At 71.8% G+C, this 16,485-nt stretch carries 16 protein-coding genes; 15 read left to right on the top strand and 1 reads right to left on the bottom strand.

Going from position 1 to position 16,485, the window contains the following annotated elements; all coding sequences use genetic code 11:
• Positions 1-171 precede the first annotated feature (171 nt).
• Genes ACF08F_RS12200 through ACF08F_RS12185 form a run of 4 tightly spaced genes read left to right on the top strand, consistent with a single transcriptional unit; the run spans position 172 to position 4,217 of the window.
• On the top strand, positions 172-627 hold the full coding sequence (locus tag ACF08F_RS12200) for a hypothetical protein (protein WP_392298404.1): 456 nt from the start codon (positions 172-174) through the stop codon (positions 625-627).
• The gene (locus ACF08F_RS12195) at positions 620-2,200 is read left to right on the top strand and encodes a peptidoglycan-binding protein (protein ID WP_392298403.1); all 1,581 of its coding nucleotides are present in this window, start codon (positions 620-622) and stop codon (positions 2,198-2,200) included. Before ACF08F_RS12200 ends, ACF08F_RS12195 begins: the two co-directional genes overlap by 8 nt.
• 14 nt (positions 2,201-2,214) lie before the next feature.
• Entirely contained in the window at positions 2,215-2,976 is a 762-nt protein-coding gene (locus ACF08F_RS12190) for an ABC transporter ATP-binding protein (RefSeq protein ID WP_392298722.1), read from the top strand.
• Positions 2,973-4,217, top strand: coding sequence for an ABC transporter permease (locus ACF08F_RS12185; RefSeq protein WP_392298402.1), 1,245 nt, complete (start codon positions 2,973-2,975; stop codon positions 4,215-4,217). Before ACF08F_RS12190 ends, ACF08F_RS12185 begins: the two co-directional genes overlap by 4 nt.
• 84 nt (positions 4,218-4,301) lie before the next feature.
• On the opposite strand, the gene ACF08F_RS12180 is transcribed toward ACF08F_RS12185, so the two are convergent.
• Positions 4,302-5,216, bottom strand: a complete 915-nt coding sequence (locus ACF08F_RS12180) for a C40 family peptidase (protein WP_392298401.1) — start codon at positions 5,214-5,216, stop codon at positions 4,302-4,304.
• Between the two features lie 661 nt (positions 5,217-5,877).
• Between ACF08F_RS12180 and ACF08F_RS12175 the strand changes: the two genes are divergently transcribed.
• The 11 genes from ACF08F_RS12175 to nuoK are packed head-to-tail and all read left to right on the top strand — an operon-like array spanning position 5,878 to position 16,483.
• Complete coding sequence (locus ACF08F_RS12175) at positions 5,878-6,237, top strand: NADH-quinone oxidoreductase subunit A (RefSeq protein ID WP_019888619.1); 360 nt, start codon at positions 5,878-5,880, stop codon at positions 6,235-6,237.
• Positions 6,238-6,254: 17 nt separating this feature from the next.
• Positions 6,255-6,809: an NADH-quinone oxidoreductase subunit B family protein gene (locus ACF08F_RS12170; protein ID WP_024756031.1), complete on the top strand. Its 555-nt coding sequence runs from the start codon at positions 6,255-6,257 to the stop codon at positions 6,807-6,809.
• Complete coding sequence (locus ACF08F_RS12165) at positions 6,806-7,537, top strand: NADH-quinone oxidoreductase subunit C (RefSeq protein WP_392298400.1); 732 nt, start codon at positions 6,806-6,808, stop codon at positions 7,535-7,537. Before ACF08F_RS12170 ends, ACF08F_RS12165 begins: the two co-directional genes overlap by 4 nt.
• Positions 7,534-8,856, top strand: a complete 1,323-nt coding sequence (locus ACF08F_RS12160) for an NADH-quinone oxidoreductase subunit D (protein ID WP_392298399.1) — start codon at positions 7,534-7,536, stop codon at positions 8,854-8,856. Before ACF08F_RS12165 ends, ACF08F_RS12160 begins: the two co-directional genes overlap by 4 nt.
• On the top strand, positions 8,853-9,593 hold the full coding sequence (gene nuoE, locus ACF08F_RS12155; RefSeq protein WP_392298398.1) for an NADH-quinone oxidoreductase subunit NuoE: 741 nt from the start codon (positions 8,853-8,855) through the stop codon (positions 9,591-9,593). Before ACF08F_RS12160 ends, nuoE begins: the two co-directional genes overlap by 4 nt.
• Positions 9,593-10,951, top strand: a complete 1,359-nt coding sequence (gene nuoF / locus ACF08F_RS12150) for an NADH-quinone oxidoreductase subunit NuoF (protein WP_392298397.1) — start codon at positions 9,593-9,595, stop codon at positions 10,949-10,951. The genes nuoE and nuoF overlap by 1 nt, the downstream gene beginning before the upstream one ends.
• Positions 10,948-13,434, top strand: coding sequence for an NADH-quinone oxidoreductase subunit G (locus ACF08F_RS12145; RefSeq protein ID WP_392298396.1), 2,487 nt, complete (start codon positions 10,948-10,950; stop codon positions 13,432-13,434). The genes nuoF and ACF08F_RS12145 overlap by 4 nt, the downstream gene beginning before the upstream one ends.
• Positions 13,431-14,792 carry an NADH-quinone oxidoreductase subunit NuoH gene (nuoH, locus tag ACF08F_RS12140; protein WP_392298395.1) on the top strand — a complete coding sequence of 454 codons (1,362 nt, stop codon included), beginning with the start codon at positions 13,431-13,433 and terminating at the stop codon, positions 14,790-14,792. Before ACF08F_RS12145 ends, nuoH begins: the two co-directional genes overlap by 4 nt.
• Positions 14,785-15,363 carry an NADH-quinone oxidoreductase subunit NuoI gene (gene nuoI / locus ACF08F_RS12135; RefSeq protein WP_392298394.1) on the top strand — a complete coding sequence of 193 codons (579 nt, stop codon included), beginning with the start codon at positions 14,785-14,787 and terminating at the stop codon, positions 15,361-15,363. Before nuoH ends, nuoI begins: the two co-directional genes overlap by 8 nt.
• Positions 15,360-16,187 carry an NADH-quinone oxidoreductase subunit J gene (locus tag ACF08F_RS12130; RefSeq protein WP_392298393.1) on the top strand — a complete coding sequence of 276 codons (828 nt, stop codon included), beginning with the start codon at positions 15,360-15,362 and terminating at the stop codon, positions 16,185-16,187. The genes nuoI and ACF08F_RS12130 overlap by 4 nt, the downstream gene beginning before the upstream one ends.
• Entirely contained in the window at positions 16,184-16,483 is a 300-nt protein-coding gene (nuoK, locus tag ACF08F_RS12125; RefSeq protein WP_148005711.1) for an NADH-quinone oxidoreductase subunit NuoK, read from the top strand. The genes ACF08F_RS12130 and nuoK overlap by 4 nt, the downstream gene beginning before the upstream one ends.
• Positions 16,484-16,485 lie beyond the last annotated feature (2 nt).

Genomic DNA, 16,485 nt, shown 5'->3' with positions numbered 1-16,485 from the left:
CGTGACGTGATGGTGAGCAAGTCGTTAGAGTGGCCCGGGTCGAGCAGCCGTACGAACAGCTCGGCCCATTCCGCGCCGAGCCGTGGAGGCGCACCGCGCCGCCGGCTCCGAGCGCCGCCCCCGTATCGGGAAGTCCCGGGCACCGGGACACCCGGATAAGGACGTGCATCGATGAGACGCCCGCTCGCCGTGCCCCTGCTCCTCGCCGCTCTCGCGCTCACCGGGTGCGGGGGCGACCCCGACCCGGCCACCGCCGCCCGCCCGGTCCCGAGCTCCCCGGCGGAAGCCGCCTTCGCCCCGTTCTACGACTGCCTCGCCGAGCAGGGGCTGAAGCTCACGGAGACGGAGGGCGGCGCCCGGCGGGTCGACAAGGACGCCAACAGCGAGCAGGCGCAGCGCGCGGCCGACAAGGCCTGCCGGAGCCTGATGCCCAGCGAACTGCCGGTGGACCGGACCCAGTTGGAGCGGGACAAGGCGATGTCCGAGTGCGTCCGGCGCAACGGGTTCCCCGACTACCCCGACCCTGACCCGAAGACGGGCCGGGTGCCCGAGAGCGAGGCGCTGAAGTACGACGCGGGGCTCCCCGAGATCCTCCGCAAGTGCCGCCCCGCGGTCGACGGTGGCTGAGCCCGCCGGAACGGAGGCGGAGCCCTCCCACGAACCCCGCGCCCGCCGCGGGCACCTGTGGTTCGGTGGTCTCGTCGTCGGCGCCGTCGTGCTCACCGGCGCCGGCGTCCTCGCCGGTACGGTGATCAAGTCGCCGGCGCAGGCCGCCGCGGACGCCCAGGCGCCCCCGCCCGACGTCCTCACCGCGCCCGTCGAGCGCCGCGTCCTGCGCGAGACCGTCGTCCTGCGCGGCACCGTCGTCGCCGGGCAGACCGTCCCGGTCGCGCCCGTGGTCGCCGGCGGCGAGGGCGCGCCGCCCGTCGTCACCAAGACACCGGTCGCCGTCGGCGCCGCGGTGCGCCCCGGACAGGTCCTCCTGGAGATATCCGGCCGCCCCGTCCTCGTACTGAAGGGGCGGCTGCCCGTCTACCGCGACCTGAAGCCGGGCGCGAGCGGCGACGACGTCGCCCAGCTCCAGGCCGCGCTGGCCGCGCTCGGACACGGCCGGGGCGGCGACGAGAAGGGCGTCTTCGGGGCCGGGACCAAGGTCGCCGTGACGCAGTTCTACGCCTCCGTCGGCTACGACCCCCGGCCCGCCCAGGACGACGACGGGGCCTCCGTCGACGGCGCCACGGCCGCCGTGACCGCCGCCGAACGCGCGGCCGAGGACGCGCGGGACGCGCTGGCGGAGGACGTGGACAGCGAGGAGGGCGAGGGCGGAGTGGGCAGCGAGGAGGGCGTGGAGGGCAGGGACGGGGACGAGGAGGAGGACCGGGCTCAGGCCCGAGCCCGGTCCCAGGCCCAGACCCAGGAGCGGGCCCGGGCCCAGGCCCGGGACAGGTCCCGGGTGAAGGCGCTGCGCAAGGCCCGCGACCGGGCCCTCGCCGACCTCGCCACCGCACGGACCGCGCTGGACAAGGCCTGGGCCGCCGCCGGACCCATGGTCCCGGCCGGGGAGGTCGTCTTCGTGGAGCGCTTCCCCGCCCGGGTCGCCTCCACCGCCGTACGCCCCGGCTCCCCGGTGTCCGGCACCCTGCTGACCCTGTCCTCCGGCCGCCTCCTCGCCCAGGGCCACCTCCAGGACCACCAGAGGGGCATGGTCAGACCCGGCCAGAAGGTCCGCGTCGTCGACGAGGTGACCGGCGCCGAACTCACCGCCGAGGTCGGCACCGTCGCCACCGCGCCCACCTCCGCCCGTACCGCGCCGAACGGCACCGGCGGGGGAGCGGACCAGGAGGGTGCCGCCCCCGCGAAGGGCCCCACCGGCTTCCTCTTCACCGCCGTGCCCGACACCGAGATCCCGCCCGCCCTCGCCGGCCAGGACGTGCGGCTGACGATCGAGGCCGCCTCCACCGACGGCGAGGCCCTCGTCGTCCCCGTCACCGCCGTGTCGGCGGGCGCGGACGGCCGGACCCTGGTCACCGTCGTCGACGCGCGGGGGCGCCGGAACCCCGTCGAGGTGCGGACCGGCACCCTCGGGGACGGCCACGTCGAGGTCGTCCCGCTCTCCGCGGGCGCCCTGGCGGAGGGCGCGGAGGTCGTGACGGGCGTGGCCGCGGCCGGCGCCGTCCAGGACGGCCGGGGGCAGGAGTGACCCGCGCCCCCGTCATGGAGTTCCGCCGGGTCGCCCTCACCTACCCGGGCCCACCGCCGGTCCCGGCCCTGCGTCCCTGCGAACTCGCGGTCGGCCAAGGCGAGTTCGTCGCGGTCGTCGGCCCCTCGGGCTCCGGCAAGTCCACCTTCCTGAACGTCGCCGGTCTCCTCGACGCGCCCACCGAGGGCACGTACCTCCTCGACGGCATCGACACGGCGGCCCTCTCCGACGGCGACCGCACGGCCCTGCGCGGGCGCCGCATCGGCTTCGTCTTCCAGGCGTTCCACCTCCTGCCGCACCGCAGCGCCACGGAGAACGTCATGCTCTCGATGGTGTACTCGGCCGTGCCCCGCGCCGAGCGCCGCAGCCGGGCCCGGGAGGCGCTGACCCGCGTCGGCCTCGCCCACCGCGCCGACGCGCTCCCGGGCCGCCTCTCGGGCGGCGAGCGCCAGCGTGTCGCCGTCGCCCGCGCGCTGGCGGGCCGCCCCTCGCTGCTCCTCTGCGACGAGCCGACGGGAAACCTCGACTCCGGAAACGCGGAGACGGTCCTCGCGCTCCTCGGCGAACTCCATGCCGCCGGCATGACGGTCGTCGTCATCACCCACGACGGCGAGGTCGCCGCCCGTGCCGGGCGTACGGTCACGATCCGCGACGGCGTCCTGAGAGAACGGCCCGAAACCACCGCACCCCGCAAGGTCCCACCGCCCGAACCCACCCCACCCCGCCAGGCTCCGCCCACGCCCGCCTCCCCCCGCTCCGAACGGGACCCCGCGTGAGAATCCGCCGCCCCCGTGCCGACCGGGTCGTCGAACCCTCGCGCCTCACGCCCCGCGACGCGCTCTCCGAGGCCGTCGCGGGCATGCTCCAGCGCCCCGGCCGGTCCGTGCTCACCGCGCTCGGCACGGTCCTCGGCGTCGGCACCTTCGTCGCGGTCCTCGGGCTGACGGCCACCACGTCCTCCCGGATCGACTCCCGCTTCGACCTGCTGACCGCCACCGAGGTCACCGTCGAGGACATCGCCCAGGAGCAGGACGAGTTCGCCGGCCCCGCCTTCCCCGCCGACGCGGACGCCCGGATCGGGCGGCTCGGCGGCGTCCGGGACGCCGGGGTCTACTGGACGGTCCGGCTCGGCCCGGACGTCACCGTGCGCGCCGCACCGGTGGGCGACGGCGCGGACGGCGTCCCGGTCGACGTGGTCGCCGCCTCGCCCGGCGCGCTCCGGGCCGCCGTCCCCCGCCTCGCGCAGGGCCGGCTCTACGACGAGTTCGCCTCGGCGAAGGCGCAGCCGGTCGCGGTCGTCGGGGCGTCCGTCGCGGCCCGGCTCGGCATCACCACCCTGGAGACCCGGCCCGCGGTGTTCATCGGCGACGAGCCCTTCGTGGTGGCCGGCATCGTCGACGACGTCGAGCGCCGGCCGGACGTCCTGATGTCGGTGAGCGTGCCCCGGACGACCGCCGAGCGGATGTGGGGGCCGCCCGGGCCCGGCGACGCGCGGATGCTGATCGCCACGGAGACGGGGGCCGCCCGGCAGATCGCCGCCGAGGCCGCGGTCGCGCTGCGCCCGGACCACCCGGAGTACGTGAAGGCCGTCCCGCCGCCGGACCCGAGGGCGCTGCGGGCGGGCGTCACCGGCGACCTCGACCAGCTGTTCCTGCTGCTCGCCGGGGTCTGTCTGGTGATCGGGGCGGTCGGCATCGCGAACACCACGCTGGTCGCGGTGCTGGAGCGGACCGGTGAGATCGGTCTGCGGCGGGCCCTGGGCGCCCGGGCGCGGCACGTCACCGCCCAGTTCCTCACGGAGTCGGGGGCCCTGGGCGCGGTCGGCGGGCTCGTCGGGACGGCGCTGGGCGTGTGCACGGTGGTCGGAGTGGCGCTCGCCAGGGACTGGACCCCGGTCGTCCATCCCGCGGCGGTCGTCGCGGCGCCGCTGATCGGTCTGGGGACGGGCGTGGCCGCCGGTCTCTACCCGGCCTGGCGGGCCTCCCGCGTCGAACCGGCCGAGGCGCTCCGCCACTGACCCGAGGGGGCCGCGCACGACGAAGGACCGTCTCTCCCCCGAGGAGTGACGGCCCTTCGTCAGATGCTCACGTGGTGCGCCGGATCAGAGGATCCGGACGGCGCCCGACGGGGTGTCCCAGTCGAGCGAGCGCTCGACGACGCCCGTGGACGGGTTCTGCGCGCCGACGTACTTGCCGCCGCCGACGTAGATGGCGACGTGGTACGAGCCGCTGCGGCTGCCCCAGTACAGGACGTCGCCCGGCTGGAGGTTGCTCAGCGAGACGGAGGTGCCGCGGCTGGACTGGTCACTGGAGATGCGCGGCAGGTCGATGCCGACGGAGGCGTAGGCGGCCTGGACGAGACCGGAGCAGTCCCAGGAGTTGGGGCCGGTGCTGCCCATGACGTACGCGTCGCCGATCTGGGCGCGCGCGAAGGCCACGATCGCGGCGGCGGAGCCGGAGGGGGCCTGCGTCTCGTTGGTGCTGCTGCCCGTGGAGGAGCCGCTGTCCGAGGTGCCGGAGGAGCCGGAGCCCGAGCCGCTGTCGCTCGTGGAGGTGGTGGAGAGCTGGGTGCGCGCACGGTCGCGGGAGGCGCGCTCCGCGGCCTCCTGGCGCTCCTGCTCGGCCTTCTCCGCCGCGGCCTTGGCCTCGGCCTCGGCGCGGGCCTTCTCGGCGCGCTCGGCCTCGGCCTTGCGGTCCGCCTCGGCCTTGGCCTTCTTGGCCTCCTTCGCGGCCTTCTGCAGGGCCGCGTGCTCCTGGCTCTCCAGGCTCTGGTCGAGGGCCTCCTGCTGGGACGCCTCGGCGGAGGCGGCGACAGCGCTCGCCAGGCCCGCGGTGTCGAGGGATCCGAGCGTGGGCATTTCGATGGTCTCGGTCACCGGCTCGGCATGAGCCGGCCCGGCAGCACCGGCCACCGCGATGGTGCCGAGGACGCCACCGGCAACTCCGGCGCGGAGCGCGAGCTTCGAGGCGCTGCGGCGGGGCTTCCGGTGGCTGGGTATGTGAGCGGAGTGGGACATGGGAACAACCGCTATCAGGGCCGGGCGGTTCCCTTCAAGAAACGTGGGCTGCGCCACAGTTGCCCAGGGAATGGCTGAATCCGGTTCTCTGGCGCCCTTATTGACGCCGTAACGGGCAAATCGGGCATGGCTCATCGCGCCCTTGATCATGCGTTTTCAATAAAAGGTCCGAATTGCCCGTCGCTTACCACCTCTTCACCTCTGTGGCCAAGCCCCGTTTTTCCGGACCCTCTTGTGGTGTGGCGCAGGTCACATCCGAGCTCGTGAACGCGCGCACGCGTCCACCTCTGTACGCGGGACCCCCCGACCGGGCGACGGCGGCTTCCTTTATCACCTTGATCGATCCCGCCGCCAATTTGCCTGTATGGGCCATGGCTTGATAGTGCGCCACCCCTTCCGAGCAGCATCTTCCGGTGTGGATGTCACATCTGGTGATCACCTGGGCGCTTCGCGCAACAAGATCACCGCTCATCCGGCTTCATGATCCTTCGTCAGGTGGTGGAGATCACAAACTCCGCGCTGTACCCCGTGTCGCAGATCACAGAGGGGCGGGCATAAGATGCGGGGCAGCCGGGCTTGTGAACTGCCTCACATGGGGGCGATCTTTCACGGTCCGGCCGTGCGATCCAACGGTCAAGGACGACTGGAAGGAGCGAGGAGCGTGAATGCGTACGCGCCCGTCCTCGTGCTCGGTGCCCTGGGTGCGGGGTTTGCGATCTTCTCCGTGGTCATGGCCACGCTTATCGGGCCAAAGCGGTACAACAGGGCAAAGCTTGAGGCGTACGAGTGCGGCATCGAGCCGACGCCCACTCCCGCCGGAGGCGGCCGCTTCCCGATCAAGTACTACCTGACGGCGATGCTCTTCATCGTCTTCGACATCGAGATCGTCTTCCTCTACCCCTGGGCGGTCACGTTCGACGCCCTGGGGCTTTTCGGGCTCGTGGAGATGCTGCTCTTCGTGCTCACCGTCTTCGTCGCCTACGCCTACGTGTGGCGTCGCGGCGGCCTGGAATGGGACTGAGGGGCTGAGGGGCACCTATGGGACTCGAAGAGAAACTCCCGAGCGGCTTTCTGCTGACGACGGTCGAACAGGCCGCGGGCTGGGTGCGCAAGGCGTCCGTGTTCCCCGCGACCTTCGGCCTCGCCTGCTGCGCCATCGAGATGATGACCACCGGCGCCGGCCGGTACGACCTGGCCCGCTTCGGCATGGAGGTCTTCCGCGGCTCACCACGCCAGGCCGACCTCATGATCGTCGCCGGCCGCGTCAGCCAGAAGATGGCACCGGTCCTGCGGCAGGTCTACGACCAGATGCCCAACCCCAAGTGGGTCATCTCGATGGGCGTCTGCGCCTCCTCGGGCGGCATGTTCAACAACTACGCGATCGTGCAGGGCGTCGACCACATCGTGCCCGTCGACATCTACCTGCCCGGCTGTCCGCCGCGGCCGGAGATGCTCCTCGACGCGATCCTCAAGCTCCACCAGAAGATCCAGACCTCCAAGCTCGGCGTGAACGCCGAGGAGGCGGCCCGGGAGGCGGAGGAAGCGGCGCTCAAGGCGCTGCCGACGATCGAATTGAAGGGTCTGCTCCGGTGAGCGACGAGACACCCAACCCCGAGAAGGACCTCAGCGCGCAGAACCTGCCGGGCCAGCGCGGCGACCACGGGGAAGAGATCAGGGTCCAGCGTGGCATGTTCGGCGCCCAGAGCGGCGCCGACACGTCCGGCTACAGCGGCCTCGTCCGCTCGATCCGCCTCCCCGGCCCGGCCACCCGGCCGTACGGCGGCTGGTTCGACGAGGTAGCCGACGAACTCGAAGGCGCCCTGGAGGAGCAGGGACTGCTCCCCGGCAACGCCATCGAGAAGACGGTCGTCGACCGCGACGAGCTCACCTTCCACATCGAGCGCGAGCACCTCGTCCGGGTGGCCCGCACCCTCCGCGACGACCCGGCGCTCCGCTTCGAGCTCTGCACCGGCGTCTCCGGCGTCCACTACCCCGAGGACAAGGGTCGCGAGCTGCACGCCGTCTACCACCTGCGCTCGCTCACCCACGGCAGGCTGATCCGCCTGGAGGTCTCGGCGCCCGACGCCGACCCGCGCGTCCCGTCCCTCGTCGCCGTCTACCCGACGAACGACTGGCACGAGCGCGAGGCGTACGACTTCTTCGGCATCGTCTTCGACGGCCACCCCGCCCTCACCCGGATCATGATGCCGGACGACTGGCAGGGCCACCCGCAGCGCAAGGACTACCCCCTCGGCGGCATCGCCGTCGAGTACAAGGGCGCCCAGATCCCGGCTCCGGACCAGCGGAGGTCGTACTCGTGAACACCCCGTCCGCCTCCCCCCGGGAGACGACAGAAGGCGCCGTCTACACGGTGACCGGCGGCGACTGGGAAGAGGTCGTCCAGTCCGCCGCCAAGGCCGACGACGAGCGCATCATCGTCAACATGGGCCCGCAGCACCCGTCGACCCACGGCGTGCTCCGGCTCATCCTGGAGATCGACGGCGAGACCGTCACCGAGGCCCGCTGCGGCATCGGCTACCTCCACACCGGCATCGAGAAGAACCTCGAGTACCGGACCTGGACGCAGGGCACCACCTTCGTCACGCGCATGGACTACCTCACCTCGTTCTACAACGAGACGGCGTACTGCCTCGGCGTGGAGAAGCTCCTCGGCATCACCGAGCAGATCCCGGACCGCGCCAGCGTCATCCGCGTCCTGCTCATGGAGCTCAACCGGCTCTCCTCCCACCTGGTGTGCATCGCCACCGGCGGCATGGAGCTCGGCGCCACCACGATCATGATCTACGGCTTCCGGGACCGCGAGATGATCCTGGACCTGTACGAGCTGATCACCGGCCTGCGCATGAACCACGCGTTCATCCGCCCCGGCGGCCTCGCCCAGGACCTGCCGCCCGGCGCCGTCGACGCCGTCCGCGAGTTCGTGAAGACCATGAAGAAGAACCTGCCGGAGTACGACAAGCTCGCCACCGGCAACCCCATCTTCAAGGCCCGCATGCAGGACGTGGGCTACCTCGACCTCACCGGCTGCATGGCCCTCGGCGCCACCGGACCGATCCTCCGGTCGGCCGGCCTCCCGCACGACCTGCGCAAGTCCGACCCGTACTGCGGCTACGAGGACTACGAGTTCGACGTCCCGACCGCCGACACCTGCGACTCCTACGGACGCTTCCTGGTCCGCCTGGAGGAGATGCGGCAGTCGCTGCGGATCGTCGAGCAGTGCCTCGACCGCCTCGCCCCGGGACCGGTCATGGTCGGCGACAAGAAGATCGCCTGGCCCGCGCAGCTCGCGCTCGGCCCCGACGGCCTCGGCAACTCCCTCGACCACATCAAGAAGATCATGGGCACCTCCATGGAGGCCCTGATCCACCACTTCAAGCTGGTCACCGAGGGCTTCCGGGTCCCCGCCGGGCAGGCCTACGCGGCCGTCGAGTCACCCAAGGGCGAGCTCGGCGTGCACGTCGTCTCCGACGGCTCCACCCGCCCCTACCGGGTCCACTTCCGCGACCCGTCGTTCACCAACCTCCAGGCCATGGCCGCGATGTGCGAGGGCGGCCAGGTCGCCGACGTCATCGTCGCCGTCGCCTCCATCGACCCCGTGATGGGAGGCGTCGACCGATGACGGAGAACGTCAGCCTGGGGATGCCCCAGCTGCCCGCCCCCGAGTACCCGGCCGAGGTCCACGCGCGCCTGGAGCAGGACGCGCGCGAGATCATCGCCCGCTACCCGGACTCCCGCTCCGCGCTCCTGCCGATGCTGCACCTCGTGCAGTCGGAGGAGGGCCACGTGACCCGTACCGGCATGCGGTTCTGCGCCGACCTCCTCGGCCTGACCACCGCCGAGGTCACCGCCGTCGCCACCTTCTACACGATGTACCGGCGCAAGCCCTCCGGCGACTACCAGGTCGGCGTCTGCACGAACACGCTCTGCGCGGTCATGGGCGGCGACGCCATCTTCGAGGAGCTCAAGCAGCACCTCGCCGTCGGCAACAACGAGACGACCGACGACGGCAAGATCACCCTCGAACACATCGAGTGCAACGCGGCCTGCGACTTCGCACCGGTCGTGATGGTCAACTGGGAGTTCTTCGACAACCAGACCCCGGAGTCCGCCAAGCAGATGGTGGACGACCTGCGGGCCGGACGGACCGTCGAACCCACCCGTGGCGCCCCCCTCTGCACCTTCAAGGAGACCGCCCGCATCCTCGCCGGCTTCCCCGACGAGCGCCCCGGCGCCGTCGAGGCCACCGGCGGAGCGGGCCCCGCCTCCCTCGTCGGACTGCGACTGGCCAAGGGCGAGGCGCCCCACCACCGAATCGTCCACCCGCGCGGTGAGGCAACCCGTCAGGAGGGGGAGTGATGACCTTGGCGGCCGAGATCGACAACAGCAGCCCCGAGAAGCTTCTCGCCCCCGTCCTCTCCGCCTTCTGGGACCAGCCCAACTCCTGGACCCTGGAGACCTACGAGCGGCACGAGGGATACCAGGGCCTCAAGCGGGCCCTCGCGATGAGCCCCGACGACCTCATCGCGTACGTCAAGGAATCCGGGCTCCGCGGCCGCGGCGGCGCCGGCTTCCCCACCGGCATGAAGTGGCAGTTCATCCCGCAGGGCGACGGCAAGCCCCACTACCTCGTCGTCAACGCCGACGAGTCCGAGCCCGGCACCTGCAAGGACATCCCGCTCCTCTTCGCCAACCCGCACTCCCTCATCGAGGGAATGATCATCGCCTGCTACGCGATCCGCTCCGAGCACGCGTTCATCTACCTGCGCGGCGAGGTCGTCCCCGTCCTGCGCCGCCTCCACGAGGCCGTCCGCGAGGCCTACGCGGCCGGCTACCTCGGCCGGAACATCCTCGGCAGCGGTCTGAACCTCGAACTCACCGTCCACGCCGGCGCCGGCGCGTACATCTGCGGCGAGGAGACCGCCCTGCTCGACTCGCTCGAAGGGCGCCGCGGCCAGCCCCGGCTGCGTCCCCCCTTCCCCGCGGTCGCCGGTCTGTACGCCTGCCCCACCGTGGTGAACAACGTCGAGTCCATCGCGTCCGTTCCCGCGATCCTCAACCGCGGCAAGGAGTGGTTCACCTCGATGGGCAGCGAGAAGTCCCCGGGCTTCACGCTGTACTCGCTCAGCGGCCACGTCGCCTCGCCCGGCCAGTACGAGGCCCCCCTCGGCATCACGCTGCGCCAGCTCCTCGACATGAGCGGCGGCATGCGGCCGGGTCACCGGCTCAAGTTCTGGACCCCCGGCGGCTCCTCCACCCCCATGTTCACCGACGAGCACCTCGACGTGCCCCTCGACTACGAGGGCGTCGGCGCCGCCGGATCCATGCTCGGCACCAAGGCCCTCCAGTGCTTCGACGAGACGACCTGCGTCGTCCGGGCCGTCACCCGCTGGACCGAGTTCTACGCCCACGAGTCCTGCGGCAAGTGCACCCCCTGCCGCGAAGGCACCTACTGGCTCGTCCAGTTGCTCCGCGACATCGAGGCCGGCAAGGGCGTCATGGCCGACCTCGACAAGCTGAACGACATCGCCGACAACATCAACGGCAAGTCGTTCTGCGCCCTCGGCGACGGCGCCGCCTCGCCGATCTTCTCCTCGCTCAAGTACTTCCGCGACGAGTACGAGCAGCACATCACGGGCAAGGGCTGCCCCTTCGACCCCGCCAGGTCGACCGTCTGGGCCGACCGGCGCGCAGACAACACGGAGGTGAACGCATGACAGTCACCACGTCTGCCCCCTCCGGGGGCGGCGAGGCGGCGCTCCCGCCCCAGGACCTCGTCACGCTGACCATCGACGGCATCGAGATCTCCGTCCCCAAGGGGACGCTGGTCATCCGCGCCGCCGAACAGCTCGGCATCGAGATCCCGCGCTTCTGCGACCACCCGCTCCTCGACCCCGCCGGCGCCTGCCGCCAGTGCATCGTCGAGGTCGAGGGCCAGCGCAAGCCCATGGCCTCCTGCACCATCACCTGCACCGACGGCATGGTGGTCAGGTCGCAGCTCACCTCGCCCGTGGCCGAGAAGGCCCAGCACGGCGTGATGGAGCTGCTGCTCGTCAACCACCCGCTGGACTGCCCGGTCTGCGACAAGGGCGGCGAGTGCCCCCTGCAGAACCAGGCCATGTCCCACGGACAGGCCGAGTCCCGCTTCGAGGGCGTCAAGCGGACCTACGAGAAGCCCGTACCGATCTCCACCCAGGTCCTCCTCGACCGCGAGCGCTGCGTCCTGTGCGCCCGCTGCACCCGCTTCTCCAACCAGGTCGCGGGCGACCCGATGATCGAACTGATCGAGCGCGGCGCGCTCCAGCAGGTCGGCACCGGCGAGGGCGACCCCTTCGAGTCGTACTTCTCCGGCAACACCATCCAGATCTGCCCGGTCGGCGCCCTCACCTCGGCCGCCTACCGCTTCCGCTCCCGCCCCTTCGACCTGGTCTCCACGCCGTCGGTCTGCGAGCAGTGCTCCGGCGGCTGCGCCACCCGCACCGACCACCGGCGCGGCAAGGTCATGCGGCGGCTCGCCGCCGAGGACCCCGAGGTCAACGAGGAGTGGATCTGCGACAAGGGCCGCTTCGGCTTCCGGTACGCCCAGCAGCGCGACCGGCTCACCACCCCGCTCGTCCGCAACACCGAGACCGGTGAGCTCGAAGCGGCGTCCTGGCCGGAGGCCCTGGAGGCCGCCGCCCGCGGACTCGTCCGCGGCCGCACCGGCGTCCTCGCCGGCGGCCGGCTGACCGTCGAGGACTCCTACGCGTACGCCAAGTTCGCCCGGGTCGCCCTCGACACCAACGACATCGACTTCCGGGCCCGGGTCCACTCCGGCGAGGAGGCCGACTTCCTCGCCTCCGCCGTCGCCGGACGCGGGAAGGACCTCGGGGGAGGCAGCGGCGTCACGTACACCTCGCTGGAAGCGGCGCCGGCCGTGCTCCTCGTCGGCCTGGAGGCCGAGGAGGAGGCCCCCGGCGTCTTCCTGCGGCTCCGCAAGGCCTGGCGCAAGCACGGTCAGAAGACCTACGCCATCGCCGCCTTCGCGAGCCGCGGCCTGGAGAAGGCGGGCGGCACCCTGCTGCCGGCCGCGCCCGGCACCGAGACCGAGTGGCTCGACGCCCTCACCTCCCGGCTCAGCCTCGAAGGCGAAGGACCCGCCGCCGCCGAGGCCCTCCGCCGGGAAGGCGCCGTCATCGCCGTCGGCGAGCGCCTCGCGGGCGTGCCCGGCGCGCTCACCGCCGCCCTGCGCGCCTCGGCCGCCACCGGCGCCCGGCTCGTCTGGATCCCGCGCCGCTCCGGCGAACGCGGAGCGGTGGAGGCGGGAGCCGTCCCGACGCTGCTGCCCGGCGGCCGGCCCGCGACCGACCCGCGCGCGCGGGAGGAGGTCGCCGCCGCCTGGGGCGTCCGCGAACTCCCGCCCCGCTACGGCCGCGACACCGGCCAGATCCTGGAGGCCGCGGCCACCGGCGAGCTCGCCGCCCTGCTCGTCGCCGGCGTCGACGTCGTCGACCTGCCCGACCCGGCACGCGCGCGCGAGGCCCTCGACGCGGCCTTCGTCGTCTCCCTGGAGCTGCGGCCCGGCGAGGTCACCGACCGCGCCGACGTCGTCCTCCCGGTCGCCGCCGTCGCCGAGAAGTCCGGCACCTTCCTCAACTGGGAGGGCAGGGCACGCCTCTTCGAGGCCGCGCTCAAGCCCGAGCAGATGACCCGGACGCTCGCCCCGACCGACGCGCGCGTGCTCCACATGCTCGCCGACGCCATGGACGTCCACCTGGGCCTGCCCGACCTGCGGTCCGCGCGACGGGAGCTGGACCGGCTCGGCCGCTGGACCGAGGAGCGGGCCTCCGAGCCCGTCGAGCCCGGCCGGCCGGCGCCCCGGCCCGGCGACGGCGAGGCCGTCCTCGCCGGACACCGGCTGCTCCTCGACCTCGGCCGCCTCCAGGAGGGCGACACCGCCCTCGCCGGCACCCGCCACGCGGCCGTCGCCCGGCTCTCCGCCGCCACCGCCGCCGACGCCGGCGTCAAGGACGGCGACACCCTGGAGGTCACCGGCCCGGCCGGCTCGGTCGCCTTCCCGCTCCAGGTCACCGAGATGCCCGACCGCGTGGTCTGGCTCCCGCTGAACTCGGCCGGCGCCGGCGTCCTCTCCGACACCGGCGCCCGCCCCGGCGACCTGGTCCGCATCGGCCCGGCCACCCCGACGGAGGTGCAGGCATGAACACCCTCCTCGCCGCCGAAGACCTGTCCATGTTCGGCACGGACCCCTGGTGGCTCGTCGCGATCAAGGCCGTCTTCTGCTTCGCCTTCCTGATGGTCACCGTGCTGTTCTCCATCGTGTGGGAGCGCAAGGTCGTCGCCTGGATGCAGCTGCGCGTCGGCCCCAACCGGCACGGCCCCTGGGGCCTCCTCCAGTCCCTCGCGGACGGCATCAAGCTGATGCTCAAGGAGGACGTGATCGTCCGGAAGGCCGACAAGGTCGTCTACGTCCTCGCCCCGATCATCGCCGCGATCCCGGCCTTCATGGCGATCGCCGTGATCCCCTTCGGGCCCGCGGGCAACGAGGTGTCGATCTTCGGCCACCGCACGGCGATGCAGCTCACCGACCTGCCGATCGCGATGCTGTACGTCCTCGCGGTCGCCTCCGTCGGCATCTACGGCATCGTCCTCGCCGGCTGGTCCTCCGGCTCCACGTACCCGCTGCTCGGCGGCCTGCGCTCGTGCGCGCAGATGATCTCGTACGAGATCGCCATGGGCGCGGCCTTCGCCTCGGTCTTCCTCTACTCCGGGTCGATGTCGACCTCGGCGATCGTCGAGGCGCAGGCGGACCGCTGGTTCGTCATCCTGCTGCCGGTCTCGTTCATCATCTACATCGTCACGATGGTCGGCGAGACCAACCGCGCCCCCTTCGACATGCCGGAGTCCGAGGGCGACCTCGTCGGCGGCTTCAACACCGAGTACTCGTCCATCAAGTTCGCGATGTTCATGCTCGCCGAGTACGTGAACATGGTGACGGTCTCGGCCGTGTCGGTGACGCTCTTCCTGGGCGGCTGGCGGGCCCCGTACCCGGTCTCCACCTTCTGGGAGGGCGCGAACCACGGCTGGTGGCCGATGCTCTGGTTCGTCCTCAAGGTGCAGCTGCTCCTCTTCTTCTTCATCTGGCTCCGCGGCACCCTGCCCCGCGTCCGCTACGACCAGCTGATGAAGCTCGGGTGGAAGGTCCTCATCCCGGTCTCCGTGGTCTGGCTCATGCTCGTCGCCACCGTCCGGGCCCTGCGGAACGAGAACATCGCGTTCAGCAACATCGTCCTGTACGTGGCCGGGGCCGTCCTCGGGCTGCTGCTGCTCTCCTTCCTCTTCGACACCTTCCGCGACAGGAAGGCGAAGGCGCAGGCGGCGGCGCCCGAGAAGGAGCGCGCCTTCGACCCGATGGCCGGGGGCTTCCCCGTACCGCCCAAGCCCGGACAGTCCCTGCCGCCCGTGCCGCGGCGCAGGCCGCGGCACCACGAGGACCTCGTTGTCAGTGGCGCCTCCGATACTGCTACTGCGAGTGAGGGAAAGGAGACGGACGGTGTCTGACTTCCAGAATCCGGTGGCCGGCTTCGGCGTGACCTTCAAGGCCATGTTCAAGAAGCGGCTGACCGAGCAGTACCCGGAGCAGCAGAAGACGACGGCGCCCCGCTTCCACGGCCGGCACCAGCTCAACCGTCACCCCGACGGCCTGGAGAAGTGCGTCGGCTGCGAGCTCTGCGCCTGGGCCTGTCCCGCCGACGCGATCTACGTCGAGGGCGCGGACAACACCGACGAGGAGCGCTACTCGCCCGGCGAGCGGTACGGCCGCGTCTACCAGATCAACTACGCCCGCTGCATCCTCTGCGGGCTGTGCATCGAGGCCTGCCCCACGCGCGCGCTGACGATGACCAACGAGTTCGAACTGGCCGACTCCTCCCGCGAGAACCTGATCTACACCAAGGAGCAGCTGCTCGTGGGCCTGGAGGAGACCATGGTCGACTCCCCGCACGCGATCTTCCCCGGCATGACCGAGCAGGACTACTACCGGGGCCTCGTCACCGAGGCCGCGCCCGGGACCGTCCAGCAGGTCGCCGTCTCCAAGGGCGAGCAGGGCGAGGCGGAGGGGGCGGACGCATGAGCGCCAACCTCGCTGCCTACACGACCTCGTCCGGCGAGGCCTTCCAGTTCTGGGTCCTCGGCACGGTCGCCGTCGTCGGCGCCCTCGCCACGATCCTGATGAAGAAGGCCATGCACAGCGCGCTGTCGCTGGCCGGCACGATGATCGTCCTCGCGGTCTTCTACCTCGCCAACGGCGCGTACTTCCTCGGCATCGTCCAGATCGTCGTCTACACCGGCGCGATCATGATGCTCTTCCTCTTCATCGTCATGCTGGTCGGCGTCACGGCCGCGGACTCGCTGAAGGAGACCATCAAGGGCCAGCGTTGGTGGGCCGCGGCCTGCGGCCTCGGCTTCGGCATCCTGCTGGTCGCCGGCATCGGCCAGGCCTCGCTCACCGAGTTCACCGGCCTCGGCGCGGCCAACGCGGCGTACGGCGGAAACGTGGAGGGCCTCGCCGCCCTCATCTTCACCAAGTACGTCTTCGCCTTCGAGATCACCGGCGCGCTCCTGATCACCGCGGCCGTCGGCGCGATGGTGCTCACGCACCGCGAGCGCACCGAGCGGGCCCGCACCCAGCGCGAGCTCTCCGAGCAGCGCGTCCGCGAGGGCACGCACGTGCCGCCGCTCCCCGCACCCGGTGTCTACGCCCGGCACAACGCCGTGGACGTCGCCGGTCTGCTCCCCGACGGCTCCCCGTCGGAGCTCACCGTCATGCAGACCCTGCGCAAGCGGGGCCAGGTCCGGGACGTGTCCGGCGAGGCGCTCGCCGACCTCAAGGCCCTGGAGCAGCGCTCCGAGGAGCGGCTCGGCCGGGACCGGGACGAAGAGGAGGCCACCCGGTGAACCCCGTCAACTACCTGTATCTCGCGGCCCTGCTGTTCACCATCGGTGCGGTGGGGGTGCTGATCCGGCGGAACGCGATCGTGGTCTTCATGTGCGTCGAGCTGATGCTCAACGCCTGCAACCTCGCGTTCGTCGCCTTCTCCCGCATGCACGGCAACCTCGACGGCCAGATCATCGCGTTCTTCACGATGGTCGTCGCCGCCGCGGAGGTCGTCGTCGGGCTCGCGATCATCGTGTCCGTCTTCCGTGCCCGCCACTCGGCCTCGGTCGACGACGCCAGCCTGATGAAGCTGTGAGG

It is taken from the genome of Streptomyces sp. NPDC015130 (assembly GCF_043080005.1).
GTDB lineage: Bacteria > Actinomycetota > Actinomycetes > Streptomycetales > Streptomycetaceae > Streptomyces.
This window is presented reverse-complemented; position numbering and strand designations above follow the sequence as displayed.

Excerpts from the sequence above, each read along its gene's own strand:
- ACF08F_RS12200 (WP_392298404.1), top strand. The coding sequence starts at position 172 with ATGAGACGCCCGCTCGCCGTGCCCCTGCTCCTCGCCGCTCTCGCGCTC.
- ACF08F_RS12190 (WP_392298722.1), top strand. The coding sequence starts at position 2,215 with ATGGAGTTCCGCCGGGTCGCCCTCACCTACCCGGGCCCACCGCCGGTC.
- ACF08F_RS12180 (WP_392298401.1), bottom strand. The coding sequence starts at position 5,216 with ATGTCCCACTCCGCTCACATACCCAGCCACCGGAAGCCCCGCCGCAGC.
- ACF08F_RS12170 (WP_024756031.1), top strand. The coding sequence starts at position 6,255 with ATGGGACTCGAAGAGAAACTCCCGAGCGGCTTTCTGCTGACGACGGTC.
- nuoE (WP_392298398.1), top strand. The coding sequence starts at position 8,853 with ATGACGGAGAACGTCAGCCTGGGGATGCCCCAGCTGCCCGCCCCCGAG.
- nuoF (WP_392298397.1), top strand. The coding sequence starts at position 9,593 with ATGACCTTGGCGGCCGAGATCGACAACAGCAGCCCCGAGAAGCTTCTC.
- ACF08F_RS12145 (WP_392298396.1), top strand. The coding sequence starts at position 10,948 with ATGACAGTCACCACGTCTGCCCCCTCCGGGGGCGGCGAGGCGGCGCTC.
- nuoH (WP_392298395.1), top strand. The coding sequence starts at position 13,431 with ATGAACACCCTCCTCGCCGCCGAAGACCTGTCCATGTTCGGCACGGAC.
- ACF08F_RS12130 (WP_392298393.1), top strand. The coding sequence starts at position 15,360 with ATGAGCGCCAACCTCGCTGCCTACACGACCTCGTCCGGCGAGGCCTTC.